This is a genomic window from Escherichia fergusonii ATCC 35469, from assembly GCF_000026225.1.
GTDB lineage: Bacteria > Pseudomonadota > Gammaproteobacteria > Enterobacterales > Enterobacteriaceae > Escherichia > Escherichia fergusonii.
On the sequence record NC_011740.1, the window covers coordinates 246,756 to 265,161 of the forward strand.

Here is an 18,406-nt window from a genome sequence, read left to right on the forward strand (position 1 = left end):
GCTCACACAGATTGTCTGATGAAAATGAGCAGTAAAACCTCTACAGGCTTGTAGCTCAGGTGGTTAGAGCGCACCCCTGATAAGGGTGAGGTCGGTGGTTCAAGTCCACTCAGGCCTACCAAATTTGCACCGCAAATTTGAAGAGGTTTTAACTACATGTTATGGGGCTATAGCTCAGCTGGGAGAGCGCCTGCTTTGCACGCAGGAGGTCTGCGGTTCGATCCCGCATAGCTCCACCATCTCTGTAGTGATTAAATAAAAAATACTTCAGAGTGTACCTGCAAAGGTTCACTGCGAAGTTTTGCTCTTTAAAAATCTGGATCAAGCTGAAAATTGAAACACTGAACAATGAAAGTTGTTCGTGAGTCTCTCAAATTTTCGCAACACGATGATGAATCGCAAGAAACATCTTCGGGTTGTGAGGTTAAGCGACTAAGCGTACACGGTGGATGCCCTGGCAGTCAGAGGCGATGAAGGACGTGCTAATCTGCGATAAGCGTCGGTAAGGTGATATGAACCGTTATAACCGGCGATTTCCGAATGGGGAAACCCAGTGTGATTCGTCACACTATCATTAACTGAATCCATAGGTTAATGAGGCGAACCGGGGGAACTGAAACATCTAAGTACCCCGAGGAAAAGAAATCAACCGAGATTCCCCCAGTAGCGGCGAGCGAACGGGGAGGAGCCCAGAGCCTGAATCAGTGTGTGTGTTAGTGGAAGCGTCTGGAAAGGCGCGCGATACAGGGTGACAGCCCCGTACACAAAAATGCACATACTGTGAGCTCGATGAGTAGGGCGGGACACGTGGTATCCTGTCTGAATATGGGGGGACCATCCTCCAAGGCTAAATACTCCTGACTGACCGATAGTGAACCAGTACCGTGAGGGAAAGGCGAAAAGAACCCCGGCGAGGGGAGTGAAAAAGAACCTGAAACCGTGTACGTACAAGCAGTGGGAGCCTCTTTATGGGGTGACTGCGTACCTTTTGTATAATGGGTCAGCGACTTATATTCTGTAGCAAGGTTAACCGAATAGGGGAGCCGAAGGGAAACCGAGTCTTAACTGGGCGTTAAGTTGCAGGGTATAGACCCGAAACCCGGTGATCTAGCCATGGGCAGGTTGAAGGTTGGGTAACACTAACTGGAGGACCGAACCGACTAATGTTGAAAAATTAGCGGATGACTTGTGGCTGGGGGTGAAAGGCCAATCAAACCGGGAGATAGCTGGTTCTCCCCGAAAGCTATTTAGGTAGCGCCTCGTGAATTCATCTCCGGGGGTAGAGCACTGTTTCGGCAAGGGGGTCATCCCGACTTACCAACCCGATGCAAACTGCGAATACCGGAGAATGTTATCACGGGAGACACACGGCGGGTGCTAACGTCCGTCGTGAAGAGGGAAACAACCCAGACCGCCAGCTAAGGTCCCAAAGTCATGGTTAAGTGGGAAACGATGTGGGAAGGCCCAGACAGCCAGGATGTTGGCTTAGAAGCAGCCATCATTTAAAGAAAGCGTAATAGCTCACTGGTCGAGTCGGCCTGCGCGGAAGATGTAACGGGGCTAAACCATGCACCGAAGCTGCGGCAGCGACACTGTGTGTTGTTGGGTAGGGGAGCGTTCTGTAAGCCTGTGAAGGTGTGCTGTGAGGCATGCTGGAGGTATCAGAAGTGCGAATGCTGACATAAGTAACGATAAAGCGGGTGAAAAGCCCGCTCGCCGGAAGACCAAGGGTTCCTGTCCAACGTTAATCGGGGCAGGGTGAGTCGACCCCTAAGGCGAGGCCGAAAGGCGTAGTCGATGGGAAACAGGTTAATATTCCTGTACTTGGTGTTACTGCGAAGGGGGGACGGAGAAGGCTATGTTGGCCGGGCGACGGTTGTCCCGGTTTAAGCGTGTAGGCTGGTTTTCCAGGCAAATCCGGAAAATCAAGGCTGAGGCGTGATGACGAGGCACTACGGTGCTGAAGTGACAAATGCCCTGCTTCCAGGAAAAGCCTCTAAGCATCAGGTAACAACAAATCGTACCCCAAACCGACACAGGTGGTCAGGTAGAGAATACCAAGGCGCTTGAGAGAACTCGGGTGAAGGAACTAGGCAAAATGGTGCCGTAACTTCGGGAGAAGGCACGCTGATATGTAGGTGAAGCGACTTGCTCGTGGAGCTGAAATCAGTCGAAGATACCAGCTGGCTGCAACTGTTTATTAAAAACACAGCACTGTGCAAACACGAAAGTGGACGTATACGGTGTGACGCCTGCCCGGTGCCGGAAGGTTAATTGATGGGGTTAGCGGTAACGCGAAGCTCTTGATCGAAGCCCCGGTAAACGGCGGCCGTAACTATAACGGTCCTAAGGTAGCGAAATTCCTTGTCGGGTAAGTTCCGACCTGCACGAATGGCGTAATGATGGCCAGGCTGTCTCCACCCGAGACTCAGTGAAATTGAACTCGCTGTGAAGATGCAGTGTACCCGCGGCAAGACGGAAAGACCCCGTGAACCTTTACTATAGCTTGACACTGAACATTGAGCCTTGATGTGTAGGATAGGTGGGAGGCTTAGAAGTGTGGACGCCAGTCTGCATGGAGCCGACCTTGAAATACCACCCTTTAATGTTTGATGTTCTAACGTTGGCCCCTTATCGGGGTTGCGGACAGTGTCTGGTGGGTAGTTTGACTGGGGCGGTCTCCTCCTAAAGAGTAACGGAGGAGCACGAAGGTTGGCTAATCCTGGTCGGACATCAGGAGGTTAGTGCAATGGCATAAGCCAGCTTGACTGCGAGCGTGACGGCGCGAGCAGGTGCGAAAGCAGGTCATAGTGATCCGGTGGTTCTGAATGGAAGGGCCATCGCTCAACGGATAAAAGGTACTCCGGGGATAACAGGCTGATACCGCCCAAGAGTTCATATCGACGGCGGTGTTTGGCACCTCGATGTCGGCTCATCACATCCTGGGGCTGAAGTAGGTCCCAAGGGTATGGCTGTTCGCCATTTAAAGTGGTACGCGAGCTGGGTTTAGAACGTCGTGAGACAGTTCGGTCCCTATCTGCCGTGGGCGCTGGAGAACTGAGGGGGGCTGCTCCTAGTACGAGAGGACCGGAGTGGACGCATCACTGGTGTTCGGGTTGTCATGCCAATGGCACTGCCCGGTAGCTAAATGCGGAAGAGATAAGTGCTGAAAGCATCTAAGCACGAAACTTGCCCCGAGATGAGTTCTCCCTGACCCTTTAAGGGTCCTGAAGGAACGTTGAAGACGACGACGTTGATAGGCCGGGTGTGTAAGCGCAGCGATGCGTTGAGCTAACCGGTACTAATGAACCGTGAGGCTTAACCTTACAACGCCGAAGATGTTTTGGCGGAAGAGACATCGACAAGTAAGCTTGATACAGATGACATCGACAGGTCAGAACATGACGTGTCGATAAACAGAATTTGCCTGGCGGCCTTAGCGCGGTGGTCCCACCTGACCCCATGCCGAACTCAGAAGTGAAACGCCGTAGCGCCGATGGTAGTGTGGGGTCTCCCCATGCGAGAGTAGGGAACTGCCAGGCATCAAATTAAGCAGTAAGCCGGTCATAAAACCGGTGGTTGTAAAAGAATTCGGTGGAGCGGTAGTTCAGTCGGTTAGAATACCTGCCTGTCACGCAGGGGGTCGCGGGTTCGAGTCCCGTCCGTTCCGCCACTTATTAAGAAGCCTCGAGTTAATGCTCGAGGTTTTTTTTCGTCTATATGTTTATTGTTGCCATAATCGCAGAAATCCTCTGCGTTTTACGCTCTTTTTCCGCAACAGTCTGAAGTCCATAATCATCTCAGTAAACGAAAATAGCATTAAAAGAGACATATTATGGCTATCCCTGCATTTGGTTTAGGTACTTTCCGTCTTAAAGACGACGTTGTTATTGCATCAGTGAAAACGGCACTTGAACTTGGTTATCGTGCAATTGATACCGCACAAATCTATGATAACGAAGCTGCAGTAGGTCAGGCGATTGCAGAAAGTGGCGTGCCTCGTAATGAACTCTATATCACCACTAAAATCTGGATTGAAAATCTCAGCAAAGACAAACTGATCCCGAGTCTGAAAGAGAGCCTGCAAAAATTGCGTACCGATTATGTTGATCTGGCGCTAATCCACTGGCCGTCACCAAACGATGAAGTCTCTGTTGAAGAGTTTATGCAGGCGCTGCTGGAAGCCAAAAAACAAGGTCTGACGTGTGAGATCGGTATTTCCAACTTCACGATCCCATTGATGGAAAAAGCGATTGCTGCTGTTGGCGCTGAAAATATCGCTACCAACCAGATTGAACTCTCTCCTTATCTGCAAAACCGTAAAGTAGTCGATTGGGCTAAACAGCACGGTATCCATATTACTTCCTATATGACGCTGGCATATGGGAAGGCCCTGAAAGATGAGGTTATTGCTCGTATTGCAGCTAAACACAATGCGACTCCGGCACAAGTGATTCTGGCGTGGGCTATGGGGGAAGGTTACTCAGTAATTCCTTCTTCTACTAAACGTGAAAACCTGGAGAGTAATCTTAAGGCACAAAATTTACAGTTTGATGCCGAAGATAAAAAAGCGATCGCCGCACTGGATTGCAACGACCGCCTGGTAAGCCCGGAAGGTCTGGCTCCTGAATGGGATTAAGCCTCTCTAACAGCTCCTTTGGGAGCTGTTTTTACATGCTCGCTAAGGAAATCGATAAAAGCCCGGATGCGCGTACTTACCGCACGGTCGCTGTAATAGACGGCACTGAATGGCATTTCCACTGGCAGTACTTTATCTGCCATTAACTCTACCAGTTCACCACGAGCAATTTCTCTGTCGATCATATAGTCGGACAAACACGCAATCCCGTTGCCACTCAGGCAAAGCTGTTTCAGTGTTTCCCCACTATTGGATGACAAAACGTACTTCACCTCATGTAATTGTCCATCGCTACAGGTTATCGGCCAGGTATTGAGAGAAGCGGGTTCAGTGAATCCCAGGCAAACATGTTGCTTTAAATCGTCAATAGTTTCTGGCTTGCCGTAGCGGGCAATATAATCAGGGGAGGCGATAATTTTTCGATAACTGTTAAACAATGGCCTGGCTCGTAAGCTGGAATCTGTTAACGTACCAGCGCGAATCGCGACATCCACTTTTCGTTCAATCAAATTAATAATCGTTTCGGAGGAGACTAGCGATAAAGTGACTTCCGGATAGCGTTCACGGAAAGGTTTAATCAACGGCATCAGGAAGTGCAGCACCACAGGGGTTGCAGCATCGATCCGTAACAGTCCACGCGGCGTATTACGCGTCTCCATAATTTCTGATTCTGCCGCTGCCATCTCCTGCAAAATTGACTGTACGCGACGAAAATAACGCTCGCCTTCTTCCGTCAGGCTAAGTTGCCGCGTGGTCCGATTAAGCAGGCTGACACCAAGTTTCATCTCCAGCTTTTTCACCGCCCGGCTTACCGCTGAGTTTGCTTGCCCTAATTGTTCCGCTGCCCGGCTAAAGCTGCCGCTTTCGACGACCGAAACAAAAATGGCGAGTTCTTCCGACGTAGCTTTCATTTTTGCCCCTGTTGCAAAATTGAAGAGATATTTTGAATTTATTTGTCATTAAACCATCAGGACGCGAGATATGTCATCCGATTTAGTGTTCTCAACAATGAGTAAAATTCTGACCGGTGTAAGCACTTGCTTACATAACAATATACAATTGCTCGTTGAAAGAGTGAGCTAAAATCCCTATAACAGTAGAACCCTCCCGAGTGCGGAAGGGTTGACGTAATAGAGGTTTCAAAGTCAAAAGTGCGAAAAAACACCTATGCCATGCGCTATGTTGCCGGACAACCTGCGGAAAGGATCTTACCGCCGGGGTCTTTTGCGAGCATCGGCCAGGCATTACCACCCGGAGAACCGTTAAGTACTGAAGAGCGTATTCGGATCCTGGTGTGGAACATATACAAACAGCAACGCGCTGAATGGTTGTCGGTATTAAAGAACTACGGCAAAGATGCGCATCTGGTGTTATTGCAGGAAGCGCAGACAACGCCAGAGTTAGTACAGTTTGCGACCGCTAACTATCTTGCCGCCGATCAGGTACCCGCTTTCGTACTGCCACAACATCCTTCTGGCGTAATGACCCTTTCGGCGGCGCATCCAGTGTATTGCTGCCCGTTACGTGAACGAGAACCCATTTTGCGTCTGGCGAAGTCGGCACTGGTGACGGTCTATCCATTACCTGACACCCGCCTGTTGATGGTGGTTAATATACACGCCGTCAACTTCAGTCTGGGCGTGGATGTCTATAGTAAGCAGTTACTTCCTATTGGTGATCAGATAGCTCACCACAGCGGCCCGGTCATTATGGCAGGAGATTTCAATGCCTGGAGCCGTAGAAGGATGAACGCGTTATATCGCTTTGCGCGGGAAATGTCGCTGCGCCAGGTGCGTTTTACCGATGATCAGCGCCGTCGGGCGTTTGGTCGCCCGCTCGATTTTGTTTTCTACCGTGGTCTGAACGTCAGCGAAGCTTCTGTACTGGTTACGCGTGCTTCCGACCACAATCCGCTACTCGTTGAATTCAGTCCCGGCAAGCCTGATAAATAAGGTATGTCAGGTCTGCCACAGGGCAGACCAACGTTTGGCGCTGCCCTTTTATACTCAAACAACAAAAGGACAGCGCAATGGCAACACAATCCCACCATGACCACGTAGAAAAGCAGTTTAGCTCGCAGGCCTGTGAGTATTTAACCAGTACCGTACATGCATCCGGGCGAGATTTACAGCGCCTGGCGGTGCGTCTGGCTGATTATCCTGATGCAACTGTACTGGATATGGGCTGCGGTGCAGGGCATGCCAGCTTTGTCGTTGCGCAGACCGTGAGCGAGGTGGTGGCGTATGACTTATCTGCCCAAATGCTGGATGTCGTGGCACAAGCTGCCGAAGCCCGGCAACTGAAAAATATCACCACCCGCCAGGGATATGCCGAAAGTCTGCCATTTGCCGATAACGCCTTTGATATTGTTATCAGCCGTTATTCTGCCCATCATTGGCATGATGTCGGCGCAGCACTGCGCGAAGTGAGTCGGGTATTGAAGCCCGGCGGTATGCTGATTGTGATGGACGTCATGTCGCCAGGACATCCGGTACGTGATATCTGGTTACAGACGGTAGAAGCATTACGCGATACCTCTCACGTACGAAACTACGCCAGCGGTGAGTGGTTGACGTTAATCAATGAAGCCAATCTGATAGTTGATAATTTAATTACAGATAAGTTACCGCTGGAATTTTCTTCATGGGTCGTGAGAATGCGTACGCCAGAAGCGTTAGTAGACGCTATTCGCATTTACCAACAGAGCGCATCGACAGAGGTGAAAACGTATTTTGCCTTGCAGAATGATGGCTCTTTCACCAGTGATATCATCATGGTAGAAGCACATAAAGCGGCATAAATAAAAAAGGCACCGGGGGAATCGGTGCCTTTTTATTATCTGGTTTGTCAGGAATCTGGCATGTTGTTGTTTTTCACAAACAACGTCAGCTTATCGCCTGGTTGCAGATTCGCAGTGTCGCTGTTCCAGCGCATCACATCTTTGATGTTCACGCCGTGGCGTTTAGCAATGCTTGAAAGCGAATCGCCTTTGCGCACACGATACGTAATGCTATCGCTGTTGTTTGCCAACCGCTGTGCGCTACTGCCTGCACCAATCGTCAAACTTTGGCCTGGCTTCAGCTTAGATCCGCGCAGTTTGTTCCACTGCTGCAAATCTTTGGTGCTTACGCCGAGACGTGAAGCGATACTTGAAAGCGTGTCGCCAGAGCGTACGGTGTAAACACGGCTGTTAAGCGGCGTATTGTCGGCAACCAGCGTCGACTGTACAGCAGCAATTTCGCCTGAAGCCAGAGATTCACGCAGTTGATCTGCATGCTTCTTTGGCACCATCACGTACTGCGGGCCACTTGCGCCCAGCGTGGAGCCTTTCACGCCAGCGTTGAATGTCTTCAGCTTGCTGACGGAAATCCCCGCCATATCTGCAACCTTCGCCATTTCAACCGGGCTGCTCAGGTGCACACGCGCCAGAGCACGGCTTTCATCAGTCGTTGGCAGACGTACACCATAACGCTTGCTGTTTTTGAGAATATCACTCAATGCCAGCATTTTAGGCACGTACTGCTTCGTTTCCTGCGGCAATGGTAATGACCAGAAGTCCGTGGATTTCCCACGCGCTTTGTTCGTTTTAATTGCCTTCATGACCCGACCTTCGCCGCTGTTATAAGCCGCTACGGTCAGAAGCCAGTCGCCGTCAAACATCTTGTTCAGACGCTGCATCATGTTCAGCGCGGCAGTTGTTGAAGCAACAACATCGCGACGCGCGTCATAATTGCGGGTCTGTTTCAAACCATAATTGCGCCCCGTGCTCGGAATGATCTGCCAAATACCTGCGGCATTGGCGCCAGACGTCGCGTGAGGATCAAAAGCGCTCTCCACTATGGGTAGTAGTACCAGTTCCATAGGCATGTTACGTTTTTTAACTTGCCCGGCTATCCAGTACATATACGGCTCTGCCCGTAAAGTTACATCGTGGAGATAGCTCTTATTGCGTAAATATTTCTGTTTCTGTTCGCGAATCCGGTCGTTTTCCGGAATTCCCATCTTTAGCTCGTCGCCAATGAAAGCCCACAAGTCACCATCTGGCGCGATAGACGTCCCATCGTCCATCCATCGTGCCTGACTTGTAAACTTTGCTGCTTCCCCTTGACCAGCTGCAGAAAGGCTCTGTGCGTGCTGTTGAACGTTGCCGGTACTCTGGCAACCCACGAGCAGGACAGAGGCGAGTAATATCGCTTTTGCCTTCATGTGTGTGTCAATAGTTGCTTAAAAGACGACCGATCATAACGGCGAACGGAGCCGATGACAAGAAAGTTTTATCAGAACCTATCTTTCTTTGACCTTAACCATGCAAAACGCTCTTCAGGTTGTTGCAATAATGTTTCTTCATTAATTACATTAATTAAATCAATATCTTCCGTTCTTAAAAAAACATTAATTTGCCGCTCATTTTTCAGAATTACGGGTAGTGTTATTTGATTTTTTGCCCGTAACTCCTTAACTTTACGATAATAATCATTTATGGACAAATCGTGCGGAAGAATACTCAAAGCAAACTTCATATTTGATAACGTATATTCATGAGCACAACATACCAATGTATCGTCAGGTAATGCGCTTAACTTTTTAAGTGATTGATACATTTGGGATGGCGTCCCTTCAAATAACCGGCCACACCCACCAGAAAACAGCGTGTCGCCGCAAAATAAATAAGGTTTACTGAAGTAACAGATATGTCCTAAAGTGTGACCCGGTGTGGCAATTACACTAAATTCATGCCCCAAAACGAAAGCAGTTTCACCATCTTTGACTACCTGCGTTGTTCCCTTATCTTGTGTCTCTTGTGGACCATACACCACAATTTGCGGAAACTTTTTCACCAGTTCTTTCACGCCGCCAACGTGATCGTGGTGATGGTGGGTGAGAAATATGGCCTCCGGTTGCCAGTTATTGGCGGCAATGGCGTTTAATACCGGCTCTGCGTCTCCGGGATCGACAATCAGGCAACGACCTGCTTCATCATTCAAAACCCAGATGTAATTGTCATCAAAGGCGGGAATACTGTTAAGATTCATAGATTACCTCTCAGTGTGAAACGGAAGGTTGTGATGAAACCGGCAAGAGTCCCTCAAACTGTCGTGGCTCCTGATTGCTGGGGCGATTTGCCCTGGGGAGAGCTTTATCGCAAGGCGCTGGAGCGCCAGCTCAACCCGTGGTTCACTAAAATGTATGGTTTTCATCTGCTTAAGATTGGCAATTTAAGCGCAGAAATCAATTGCGAAGCGTGCGCGGTTTCTCATCAAGTGAATGTTTCTGCGCAAGGAATGCCCGTCCAGGTGCAGGCGGACCCACTTCATCTTCCTTTTGCCGATAAATCCGTTGATGTTTGTCTACTGGCACATACATTGCCGTGGTGCACCGATCCGCATCGATTATTGCGTGAAACCGATCGGGTATTGATTGATGATGGCTGGCTGGTCATTAGTGGCTTTAATCCCATCAGTTTAATGGGATTGCGCAAACTTGTGCCGGTATTGCGAAAAAACTCGCCCTATAACAGCCGGATGTTTACTCTGATGCGGCAACTGGACTGGCTCTCTTTGTTGAATTTTGAAGTGCTGCACGCCAGCCGTTTCCACGTTCTCCCGTGGAACAAACACGGTGGAAAACTATTGAATGCGCATATTCCTGCGCTTGGTTGCTTACAACTTATCGTTGCCCGGAAACGGACTATTCCTTTAACGCTAAATCCGATGAAACAGAGTAAAAACAAGCCACGAATTCGCCAGGCGGTTGGTGCCACCCGGCAATGTCGTAAACCACAGGCTTAAACTTCGACTTGATAGCCTGTATCTTCCAGTGTGGGATTCATCGCCGCAGCACGAGCCAGTTCATCACAGCGTTCGTTTTCCGGGTGTCCGGCATGGCCTTTAACCCATTCCCATTTGATTTGATGCTGCCCCAATGCAGCATCAAGACGTTGCCAGAGATCGACATTTTTTACTGGTTTTTTGTCTGCTGTTTTCCAGCCACGTTTTTTCCAGTTATGGATCCACTGAGTGATCCCCTGGCGGACATACTGGCTGTCGGTACTCAAAATGACTTCGCAATGTTCTTTTAAGGCCTCCAGCGCGACAATAGCGGCCATCAACTCCATACGGTTGTTGGTAGTGCGGGTGTAGCCAGCGCTAAAGGTTTTCTCGCGTCCGCGATAGCGTAAAATAGCGCCGTAACCCCCGGGTCCAGGATTACCCAGACACGAACCATCGGTGAAAATTTCTACCTGTTTAAGCATCTCTGGTAGACTTCCTGTAATTGAATCGAACTGTAAAACGACAAGTCTGACATAAATGACCGCTATGAGCACTGCAATTACACGCCAGATCGTTCTCGATACCGAAACCACCGGTATGAACCAGATTGGTGCGCACTATGAAGGCCACAAGATCATTGAGATTGGTGCCGTTGAAGTGGTGAACCGTCGCCTGACGGGCAATAACTTCCATGTTTATCTCAAACCCGATCGGCTGGTGGATCCGGAAGCCTTTGGCGTACATGGTATTGCCGATGAGTTTTTGCTCGATAAGCCCACGTTTGCCGAAGTAGCCGATGAGTTCATGGACTATATTCGCGGCGCGGAGTTGGTGATCCATAACGCAGCGTTCGATATCGGCTTTATGGACTATGAGTTCTCGTTGCTCAAGCGCGATATTCCGAAGACCAATACCTTCTGTAAGGTCACCGATAGCCTTGCGGTGGCGAGGAAAATGTTTCCTGGTAAGCGCAACAGCCTCGATGCGTTATGTGCCCGCTACGAAATAGATAACAGTAAACGAACGCTGCACGGGGCATTACTCGATGCCCAGATCCTTGCGGAAGTTTATCTGGCGATGACCGGTGGTCAAACGTCGATGGCTTTTGCGATGGAGGGAGAGACACAACAGCAACAAGGTGAAGCAACAATTCAACGCATTGTGCGTCAGGCAAGTAAGTTACGCGTTGTTTTTGCGACAGATGAAGAGCTTGCGGCACATGAAGCCCGTCTCGATCTGGTGCAGAAAAAGGGCGGAAGCTGCCTCTGGCGGGCATAAATACCTGTAAAAGGCGCTAAAAATAGCGACTTGGGCGATTTTTGCAGCAAACGATTCAAAAGATGAGAAAAACCGTTGACGAAGGGTGAGGCAATCCGTAATATTCGCCTCGTTCCCAACGGAACAAAACGCGGAGCGGTAGTTCAGTCGGTTAGAATACCTGCCTGTCACGCAGGGGGTCGCGGGTTCGAGTCCCGTCCGTTCCGCCAATATTCAGAAAGCCTGAGTCAGTAATGATTCAGGCTTTCGTCGTTTAAGTTCCAGAAAAAAATAGCCACGAAACTTATCTCGTAGCCATATTTACCCCCTAACGCAATGTGAATTCATCCGCATCCTGCCATGCCGGAAACTTTTCGCGATATTCCCTTAACACCGCCATCGACAGCTCCGCATCAATGCGCGTTGCCTGATGCGCATCGGCAGTAGCGATAATCTCGCCCTGTGGATTAATCACCCGGCTGTCACCGCGATAATGGCAGCCGTTGCCATCGCTGCCGACGCGATTACATCCCGCCACATACGCCTGATTCTCAATCGCGCGGGCCGTCAGCAATGCCTGCCAGTGCAGAGAGCGCGGAGCAGGCCAGTTGGCGACGTACAGGGCGAGGTCATAATCGTTGAGATTGCGCGACCACACCGGAAAACGTAAGTCGTAGCACACCAGCGGCAAAATACGCCAGCCGCGCCATTCCACAATCACTCGCGCATTGCCCGCTTTATAATGAAGATGCTCATCTGCCATTCGGAACAGATGACGCTTGTCATAAAAATGCACCTTGCCGCCCGGCTCAACCAGCAAAAAGCGATTAACCGAACCAGACTCCGTTTGTAATGCAACACTGCCGGCAATCAGCGCATTGCACTGCTGCGCTTTGGCTGTCATCCAGTTCACTACGTCATCTTGTGCTAGCGACGAAGCTGCCGCTTCCATGGCAAAGCCGCTGGTAAACATCTCCGGTAGAACGATCACATCGCGCCCGGTAATACCTTCCAGTTGACGATCAAAATGGCGCAGGTTGGCAGGACCATCCATCCACACCAGTGGTTGCTGCAAAAGCGTAATCTTCAAACCAGGCACGGTGTACAATTCCTTTATGTGAAGGGTTTTATAACTTTAACACCTTATCAGGCAGTTGCCTTAGCGCAGAATAAATTGATAACAAATGCTGATATTGGAAATATCTGATTTGCAAATTATCGTGTTATCGCCAGGCTTTAGCAGGTTAATAACATGGGCAGGATAAGCTCGGGAGGAATGATGTTTAAGGCAATAACAACAGTCGCCGCTCTGGTCATCGCCACCAGTGCAATGGCGCAGGATGATTTAACCATTAGCAGCCTTGCAAAGGGCGAAACCACCAAAGCTGCGTTTAATCAGATGGTACAAGGGCATAAGTTGCCTGCCTGGGTGATGAAAGGCGGTACTTATACTCCCGCACAAACCGTGACATTGGGTGATGAGACGTATCAGGTGATGAGCGCGTGCAAACCGCATGACTGTGGTTCGCAACGTATCGCTGTGATGTGGTCCGAGAAATCTAATCAGATGACGGGGCTGTTCTCGACCATTGATGAGAAAACGTCGCAAGAGAAACTCACCTGGCTGAATGTGAACGATGCGCTTTCGATTGATGGTAAAACGGTGCTGTTCGCGGCGTTGACCGGCAGTCTGGAAAACCATCCGGATGGCTTTAATTTTAAATAATTAGCGGATAAAGAAACGGAGCCTTTCGGCTCCGTTATTCAATTACGCGGCTTCAACTTTCCGCACTTTCTCCGGCAACTTTACCGGCTTCGTCGCCAGCTCTTCCGGATCAAAGTCATCAACGTTAATGCTGCGCAGACGGCTTTCTTCAGCTTTCACCAGAATAGCAGCTTCATCTTTATCAATCAGCCCCTTCGCCAGTGCGTTGTGCGCCAGTTCATCCAGACGGGTAAATGGCAGGTTTTTACCCAGCGCTTTACAGATCCGCTGATGAATTGGGCCGGCGGCAATCACATCCACCAGTGCCTCTTCCAGTAAACCAACCGGGTTATGCTCGCTCGGCGTCAGGTACTGACCGCGACCAATGCGTGAACGGGTGGCATTCGGCACTTGTAAAATCTTCGCCACTTTATGATCCAGCTTGTCAGACGGTGCCAGATAATGACGTCCGGTCGGGAAGATCACCACATTCAGCAGCCCGGCAACCACGCGGTTCGGGAAGTTTTGCAGTAAATCGTCCATTGCCTGTTCAGCCTGATACAGCGCATCCTGTACGCCCCAATGCACTAGCGGCAGGTCGGTTTCATTACGGCCTTCATCGTCATAACGCTTCAGAACGGCAGAGGCGAGGTAAAGCTGACTTAAAATATCACCCAGACGTGCCGAGATGCGTTCGCGACGTTTCAGGCTGCCGCCCAGCACCGCCATCGAAACATCAGAAAGCAGGGCGAGGTTGGCACTCAGGCGGTTCAGGTGCTGATAATAACGTTTAGTGGCATCGCCGGTTGGTGTGCTGCTGGTTAAACCGTGCGTCAAACCCAGCCAGAAGCTGCGAACTTTGTTGCTACCGACATGACCGATATGTTTGAACAGCAGTTTATCGAACGCGTTAACGTCATTGTTTTTCGCCGCTTCCATCTCTTCCAGCACGTACGGATGGCAACGAATCGCTCCCTGACCGAAGATCATCATGCTGCGGGTCAGAATGTTGGCCCCTTCAACGGTGATGGCAATCGGTGCGCCCTGGTAAGCTCGTGCCAGGAAGTTGCTCTGACCGAGCATAATGCCTTTACCCCCGGTGATATCCATCGCATCAATAATCGACTGCTGCCCGCGGTGGGTACAGTGATATTTGACGATAGCCGACAGCACGGCAGGTTTTTCACCGAGCATAATGCCGTAGGTAATCAGCGATGCCGCAGCATCCATCACGTAGGCGTTTCCGGCAATACGCGCCAGCGGCTCTTCAATCCCTTCCATCTTACCGATAGAGATTTTGAACTGACGACGAATGTGTGCATACGCGCCGGTTGCCAGCGCCACCGACTTCACGCCGCCGGTTGAGTTGGAAGGCAGGGTAATACCACGGCCTACGGAGAGACATTCCACCAGCATCCGCCAGCCTTGCCCGGCCATTTTTGGTCCGCCAATAATGTAGTCGATCGGTACGAAGACATCTTTACCGCGCGTCGGTCCGTTTTGGAACGGTACGTTCAGCGGGAAGTGGCGACGACCAATTTCCACGCCTGGCGTGGTGGTCGGGATCAGCGCACAAGTAATGCCTAAATCTTCTGCGCCACCCAGCAGTTTTTCCGGGTCGGAGAGTTTAAACGCCAGACCAAGCACGGTCGCAATCGGCGCGAGCGTAATGTAGCGTTTGTTCCAGGTCAGACGCATGCCCAGCACCTGCTGGCCCTGCCATTCACCCATGCAGACAATCCCGGTATCCGGGATAGCGCCCGCATCGGAACCCGCTTCCGGGCTGGTCAGTGCAAAGCAAGGGATCTCCTGACCACGCGCCAGACGCGGCAGATAGTGATTTTTCTGCTCGTCAGTGCCGTAATGTTGCAGCAGTTCGCCCGGACCTAATGAGTTCGGCACGCCGACGGTAATCGCCAGGATCCCGCTCACGCCGGAGAGTTTTTGCAGCACACGAGACTGGGCATAAGCCGAGAACTCCAGTCCGCCGTACTCTTTTTTGATGATCATCGCGAAGAAACGATGCTCTTTGAGGTACGCCCACAACTCTGGCGGCAAATCAGCCAGCTCATGGGTAATCTGGAAATCATTCGCCATCCGGCAGGCTTCTTCTACCGGGCCGTCGAGAAACGCTTGCTCTTCGGCGGTCAGGCGCGGCTGCGGATAGTTATGCAGCTTTTTCCAGTCCGGCTTGCCCTGGAACAAGTCGCCCTCCCACCAGGTGGTGCCCGCATCAATCGCTTCTTTCTCAGTGCGCGACATCGGCGGCATCACCTTACGGAAACCGCGAAATACCGGTGCGGAAATCATCGACTTACGCATAGGCGCAAAGTTAAATGGCACGAGGATAATGGCCAGAGGCACCAGTACCCACGCCGACCACAGACCAGCAACGCCGAGGGCGGCTGTCCAGGCGAGCAAAATCAGACTGCTGATAAATAAGCTCACGCGGTGATAGAACAACGCGCCGAGCAGGACAACCGTAGCGAGAATACTCAAAATCATCATAACGAAAAGCCCCTTACTTGTAGGAGGTCTGACCACTTGTGATGATATGGTTGTAGTGGATGTAAAAACATTTATCAATGTGTTTACAATATAATTACAACAAAGCTCACATTGTTGCTGTTTTTATCCGCACTTCAGGTCAAAAAGTCCTGGTCATAGCACTTGCCCGTACTTCTCGCTTTTGGCGGTATCCGGTACACTGCATTTTGTCTATTACATTTATGCTGAAGGATATCCTCATGTACCAGGATCTTATTCGTAATGAACTGAACGAAGCGGCGGAAACGCTGGCTAACTTTTTAAAAGATGACGCCAATATTCACGCCATTCAGCGCGCGGCGGTCCTGTTAGCAGACAGCTTCAAAGCCGGTGGTAAGGTGCTTTCCTGCGGCAACGGCGGCTCCCATTGCGACGCCATGCACTTTGCCGAAGAGTTGACCGGTCGCTACCGTGAAAACCGTCCGGGCTACCCGGCGATTGCTATTTCTGACGTTAGTCATATTTCCTGCGTCGGTAACGATTTCGGTTTCAATGATATTTTCTCCCGTTACGTTGAAGCGGTAGGTCGCGAAGGCGATGTACTGCTGGGGATCTCCACCTCCGGTAACTCTGCAAACGTGATCAAAGCGATCGCGGCGGCGCGTGAGAAGGGAATGAAAGTGATCACCCTGACCGGTAAAGACGGCGGCAAAATGGCAGGCATGGCAGATATCGAAATTCGCGTTCCGCACTTTGGTTATGCCGACCGCATTCAGGAGATTCACATTAAAGTGATCCATATCCTGATCCAGTTAATTGAAAAAGAGATGGCTAAGTAAGTCTGGCGTAGGCCGGATAGGGCGTTTACGCCGCATCCGGCATTTGTGCACTGATGCCTGATGCAACGCTGACGCGTCTTATCATGCCTACAATCTGTACCCGAACCGTAGGCCGAATAATGCATTCACGCCGCATCCGACCTGAAAATTCTTAAATCAATCTTCGCCGGGGGCCATGCGCTCCCGCTGTTGTGGAGGTTACCCATGTGCGAATTGCTCGGGATGAGCGCCAACGTCCCTACCGATATCTGCTTTAGTTTCACCGGTCTGGTGCAGCGTGGTGGTGGAACCGGGCCACATAAAGATGGCTGGGGCATTACCTTTTACGAAGGTAAAGGCTGTCGCACATTTAAAGATCCACAACCCAGCTTTAATTCCCCCATCGCCAAACTTGTCCAGGACTACCCGATAAAATCCTGTTCGGTTGTGGCTCATATTCGCCAGGCCAATCGGGGCGAGGTGGCACTGGAAAATACTCATCCGTTTACCCGCGAGTTATGGGGACGAAACTGGACTTATGCCCATAACGGGCAACTGACGGGGTACAAGTCACTGGAAACCGGCAACTTCCGCCCGGTAGGTGAAACCGACAGCGAAAAAGCCTTTTGCTGGCTGCTGCATAAATTAACGCAGCGTTACCCGCGCACACCGGGCAACATGGCGGCAGTGTTTAAATATATCGCCTCACTGGCGGATGAACTGCGGCAGAAGGGCGTTTTCAACATGCTGCTTTCGGACGGGCGCTATGTAATGGCGTATTGCTCGACCAATCTGCACTGGATCACCCGCCGCGCGCCGTTTGGCGTGGCAACGTTGCTGGATCAGGATGTGGAAATCGACTTCAGCTCGCAGACCACACCGAATGATGTGGTCACGGTGATTGCGACACAGCCGCTGACGGGCAATGAAACCTGGCAAAAGATTATGCCAGGCGAATGGCGCTTATTTTGCCTCGGGGAGCGTGTAGTTTGATGCCAGCTGTGGTTGCACCACTTCATGGCTCAACGGCTTGCTGACGACGTAACGGCCATTGACCACAGAAACGGTCGGTGGCTTACGGGTCTGTTCAAAGTAGTCGTAGCCCGGCTTCAGTTGCTCCCAGAAGTCCTTAAAGTTGGAATATTTATGGCGCTGCATGTTGGCGTCGGTCATGCGGAACGGGTAAATACTTACCTGCACACTCGGCTGACCAAACACCAGCGCGCCGGTAACGAACTGGAAGATCTCATCAATACCCTGATTGGTCATCGCGTAGCAGCCGATGGAAACACAATCGCCGTGAATCATCAGGTATTTCCCTTCATAACCATGTGCACGGTCATAGGCATTGGGGAAACCAATATTAATCGCTTTGTAGTAACGGCTGTCTGGTTTTAACTGATTACGCTGGACGCTATAAAACCCTTCCGGGCTTTTGAAATCGCCCTGACGCTGTTTTGGCCCTAAGCCGCCGGAATATTTACAGATTTTATAGCTGTCGAGCAGTTGATATTGCTCGCCCATTTTGACGTAGAGATCGAGCGTACGTTCTTCCTTGAAGATCTGGATGTAGACAGGGGATCCCATCAACTGCTGCTTATACTCTTTGCTCACTGGCGTGGTCGAGCTACTGCTGCCCAGCAAACCGGCAAACGAAACGCACGGGATCAACAACATCGCAAGAATTAATGCGATTTTACGCATACTGCTTATTCCTTGATAAAACGGT

The 18,406-nt window shown here is 50.6% G+C and carries 15 protein-coding genes, 4 tRNA genes and 2 rRNA genes; 14 read left to right on the forward strand and 7 right to left on the reverse strand.

The window, feature by feature from the left end:
* Nucleotides 1-44 precede the first annotated feature (44 nt).
* From EFER_RS01360 to dkgB, 6 genes are all read left to right on the forward strand, one after another.
* Nucleotides 45-121: transfer RNA gene (locus EFER_RS01360), tRNA-Ile, on the forward strand.
* Between the two features lie 42 nt (nt 122-163).
* Nucleotides 164-239: transfer RNA gene (locus EFER_RS01365), tRNA-Ala, on the forward strand.
* Between the two features lie 183 nt (nt 240-422).
* Nucleotides 423-3,326, forward strand: a 23S ribosomal RNA gene (locus tag EFER_RS01370).
* A gap of 100 nt (nt 3,327-3,426) precedes the next feature.
* A 5S ribosomal RNA gene (rrf, locus tag EFER_RS01375) occupies nt 3,427-3,542 on the forward strand.
* 54 nt (nt 3,543-3,596) lie between these two features.
* Nucleotides 3,597-3,673, forward strand: a tRNA-Asp gene (locus EFER_RS01380).
* A gap of 162 nt (nt 3,674-3,835) precedes the next feature.
* Entirely contained in the window at nt 3,836-4,639 is an 804-nt protein-coding gene (gene dkgB / locus EFER_RS01385; protein WP_000997005.1) for a 2,5-didehydrogluconate reductase DkgB, read from the forward strand.
* On the opposite strand, the gene yafC is transcribed toward dkgB, so the two are convergent.
* On the reverse strand, nt 4,636-5,550 hold the full coding sequence (gene yafC, locus EFER_RS01390; protein ID WP_000648560.1) for a DNA-binding transcriptional regulator YafC: 915 nt from the start codon (nt 5,548-5,550) through the stop codon (nt 4,636-4,638). The genes dkgB and yafC overlap by 4 nt on opposite strands.
* A 240-nt stretch (nt 5,551-5,790) precedes the next feature.
* Between yafC and EFER_RS01395 the strand changes: the two genes are divergently transcribed.
* Nucleotides 5,791-6,591: an endonuclease/exonuclease/phosphatase family protein gene (locus EFER_RS01395; protein WP_001230983.1), complete on the forward strand. Its 801-nt coding sequence runs from the start codon at nt 5,791-5,793 to the stop codon at nt 6,589-6,591.
* A 77-nt stretch (nt 6,592-6,668) separates the two neighbouring features.
* Nucleotides 6,669-7,439 (forward strand): class I SAM-dependent methyltransferase, encoded by a 771-nt coding sequence (locus EFER_RS01400; protein WP_000235383.1) that lies wholly within the window; start codon nt 6,669-6,671, stop codon nt 7,437-7,439.
* Nucleotides 7,440-7,486: 47 nt separating this feature from the next.
* Here the strand turns inward: EFER_RS01400 and mltD are convergent, their stop codons facing one another.
* Nucleotides 7,487-8,845 (reverse strand): murein transglycosylase D, encoded by a 1,359-nt coding sequence (gene mltD, locus EFER_RS01405; RefSeq protein WP_000644685.1) that lies wholly within the window; start codon nt 8,843-8,845, stop codon nt 7,487-7,489.
* 71 nt (nt 8,846-8,916) lie between these two features.
* Nucleotides 8,917-9,672, reverse strand: coding sequence for a hydroxyacylglutathione hydrolase (gene gloB, locus EFER_RS01410; RefSeq protein WP_001052732.1), 756 nt, complete (start codon nt 9,670-9,672; stop codon nt 8,917-8,919).
* A 33-nt stretch (nt 9,673-9,705) separates the two neighbouring features.
* On the opposite strand from gloB, the gene EFER_RS01415 reads away from it, so the two are divergent.
* On the forward strand, nt 9,706-10,428 hold the full coding sequence (locus EFER_RS01415; RefSeq protein WP_001353445.1) for a class I SAM-dependent methyltransferase: 723 nt from the start codon (nt 9,706-9,708) through the stop codon (nt 10,426-10,428).
* Here EFER_RS01415 and rnhA read toward each other — a convergent pair.
* Entirely contained in the window at nt 10,425-10,892 is a 468-nt protein-coding gene (rnhA, locus tag EFER_RS01420; RefSeq protein ID WP_000917883.1) for a ribonuclease HI, read from the reverse strand. The genes EFER_RS01415 and rnhA overlap by 4 nt on opposite strands.
* A gap of 64 nt (nt 10,893-10,956) precedes the next feature.
* On the opposite strand from rnhA, the gene dnaQ reads away from it, so the two are divergent.
* A complete protein-coding gene (dnaQ, locus tag EFER_RS01425; RefSeq protein ID WP_001366128.1) occupies nt 10,957-11,688 on the forward strand; it encodes a DNA polymerase III subunit epsilon in 732 nt (243 codons plus the stop codon).
* A gap of 132 nt (nt 11,689-11,820) precedes the next feature.
* Nucleotides 11,821-11,897 (forward strand) — tRNA-Asp (locus tag EFER_RS01430).
* A gap of 98 nt (nt 11,898-11,995) precedes the next feature.
* Here the strand turns inward: EFER_RS01430 and yafV are convergent.
* Nucleotides 11,996-12,766, reverse strand: a complete 771-nt coding sequence (gene yafV / locus EFER_RS01435; RefSeq protein ID WP_001118018.1) for a 2-oxoglutaramate amidase — start codon at nt 12,764-12,766, stop codon at nt 11,996-11,998.
* A 180-nt stretch (nt 12,767-12,946) separates the two neighbouring features.
* On the opposite strand from yafV, the gene ivy reads away from it, so the two are divergent.
* The gene (gene ivy / locus EFER_RS01440; RefSeq protein WP_001308392.1) at nt 12,947-13,393 is read left to right on the forward strand and encodes an Ivy family C-type lysozyme inhibitor; all 447 of its coding nucleotides are present in this window, start codon (nt 12,947-12,949) and stop codon (nt 13,391-13,393) included.
* 42 nt (nt 13,394-13,435) lie between these two features.
* On the opposite strand, the gene fadE is transcribed toward ivy, so the two are convergent.
* On the reverse strand, nt 13,436-15,880 hold the full coding sequence (gene fadE, locus EFER_RS01445; RefSeq protein ID WP_000973091.1) for an acyl-CoA dehydrogenase FadE: 2,445 nt from the start codon (nt 15,878-15,880) through the stop codon (nt 13,436-13,438).
* Between the two features lie 239 nt (nt 15,881-16,119).
* On the opposite strand from fadE, the gene lpcA reads away from it, so the two are divergent.
* Together lpcA and EFER_RS01455 are read left to right on the forward strand one after the other, a co-directional pair.
* Nucleotides 16,120-16,698, forward strand: a complete 579-nt coding sequence (gene lpcA, locus EFER_RS01450) for a D-sedoheptulose 7-phosphate isomerase (protein WP_012599876.1) — start codon at nt 16,120-16,122, stop codon at nt 16,696-16,698.
* Between the two features lie 204 nt (nt 16,699-16,902).
* Complete coding sequence (locus EFER_RS01455; RefSeq protein WP_000333380.1) at nt 16,903-17,670, forward strand: class II glutamine amidotransferase; 768 nt, start codon at nt 16,903-16,905, stop codon at nt 17,668-17,670.
* Here the strand turns inward: EFER_RS01455 and dpaA are convergent.
* On the reverse strand, nt 17,641-18,381 hold the full coding sequence (dpaA, locus tag EFER_RS01460; protein WP_001225681.1) for a peptidoglycan meso-diaminopimelic acid protein amidase: 741 nt from the start codon (nt 18,379-18,381) through the stop codon (nt 17,641-17,643). The two genes, EFER_RS01455 and dpaA, sit on opposite strands and share 30 nt — an antisense overlap.
* Nucleotides 18,382-18,406 lie beyond the last annotated feature (25 nt).

What these genes read in the sequence shown, in the direction of transcription:
- yafC (WP_000648560.1), bottom strand. Translation starts at nt 5,550, where the DNA reads ATGAAAGCTACGTCGGAAGAACTCGCCATTTTTGTTTCGGTCGTCGAA.
- EFER_RS01400 (WP_000235383.1), top strand. Translation starts at nt 6,669, where the DNA reads ATGGCAACACAATCCCACCATGACCACGTAGAAAAGCAGTTTAGCTCG.
- dnaQ (WP_001366128.1), top strand. Translation starts at nt 10,957, where the DNA reads ATGAGCACTGCAATTACACGCCAGATCGTTCTCGATACCGAAACCACC.
- fadE (WP_000973091.1), bottom strand. Translation starts at nt 15,880, where the DNA reads ATGATGATTTTGAGTATTCTCGCTACGGTTGTCCTGCTCGGCGCGTTG.
- EFER_RS01415 (WP_001353445.1), top strand. Translation starts at nt 9,706, where the DNA reads ATGAAACCGGCAAGAGTCCCTCAAACTGTCGTGGCTCCTGATTGCTGG.
- rnhA (WP_000917883.1), bottom strand. Translation starts at nt 10,892, where the DNA reads ATGCTTAAACAGGTAGAAATTTTCACCGATGGTTCGTGTCTGGGTAAT.
- EFER_RS01455 (WP_000333380.1), top strand. Translation starts at nt 16,903, where the DNA reads ATGTGCGAATTGCTCGGGATGAGCGCCAACGTCCCTACCGATATCTGC.
- lpcA (WP_012599876.1), top strand. Translation starts at nt 16,120, where the DNA reads ATGTACCAGGATCTTATTCGTAATGAACTGAACGAAGCGGCGGAAACG.
- dkgB (WP_000997005.1), top strand. Translation starts at nt 3,836, where the DNA reads ATGGCTATCCCTGCATTTGGTTTAGGTACTTTCCGTCTTAAAGACGAC.
- dpaA (WP_001225681.1), bottom strand. Translation starts at nt 18,381, where the DNA reads ATGCGTAAAATCGCATTAATTCTTGCGATGTTGTTGATCCCGTGCGTT.
- ivy (WP_001308392.1), top strand. Translation starts at nt 12,947, where the DNA reads ATGTTTAAGGCAATAACAACAGTCGCCGCTCTGGTCATCGCCACCAGT.
- mltD (WP_000644685.1), bottom strand. Translation starts at nt 8,845, where the DNA reads ATGAAGGCAAAAGCGATATTACTCGCCTCTGTCCTGCTCGTGGGTTGC.
- gloB (WP_001052732.1), bottom strand. Translation starts at nt 9,672, where the DNA reads ATGAATCTTAACAGTATTCCCGCCTTTGATGACAATTACATCTGGGTT.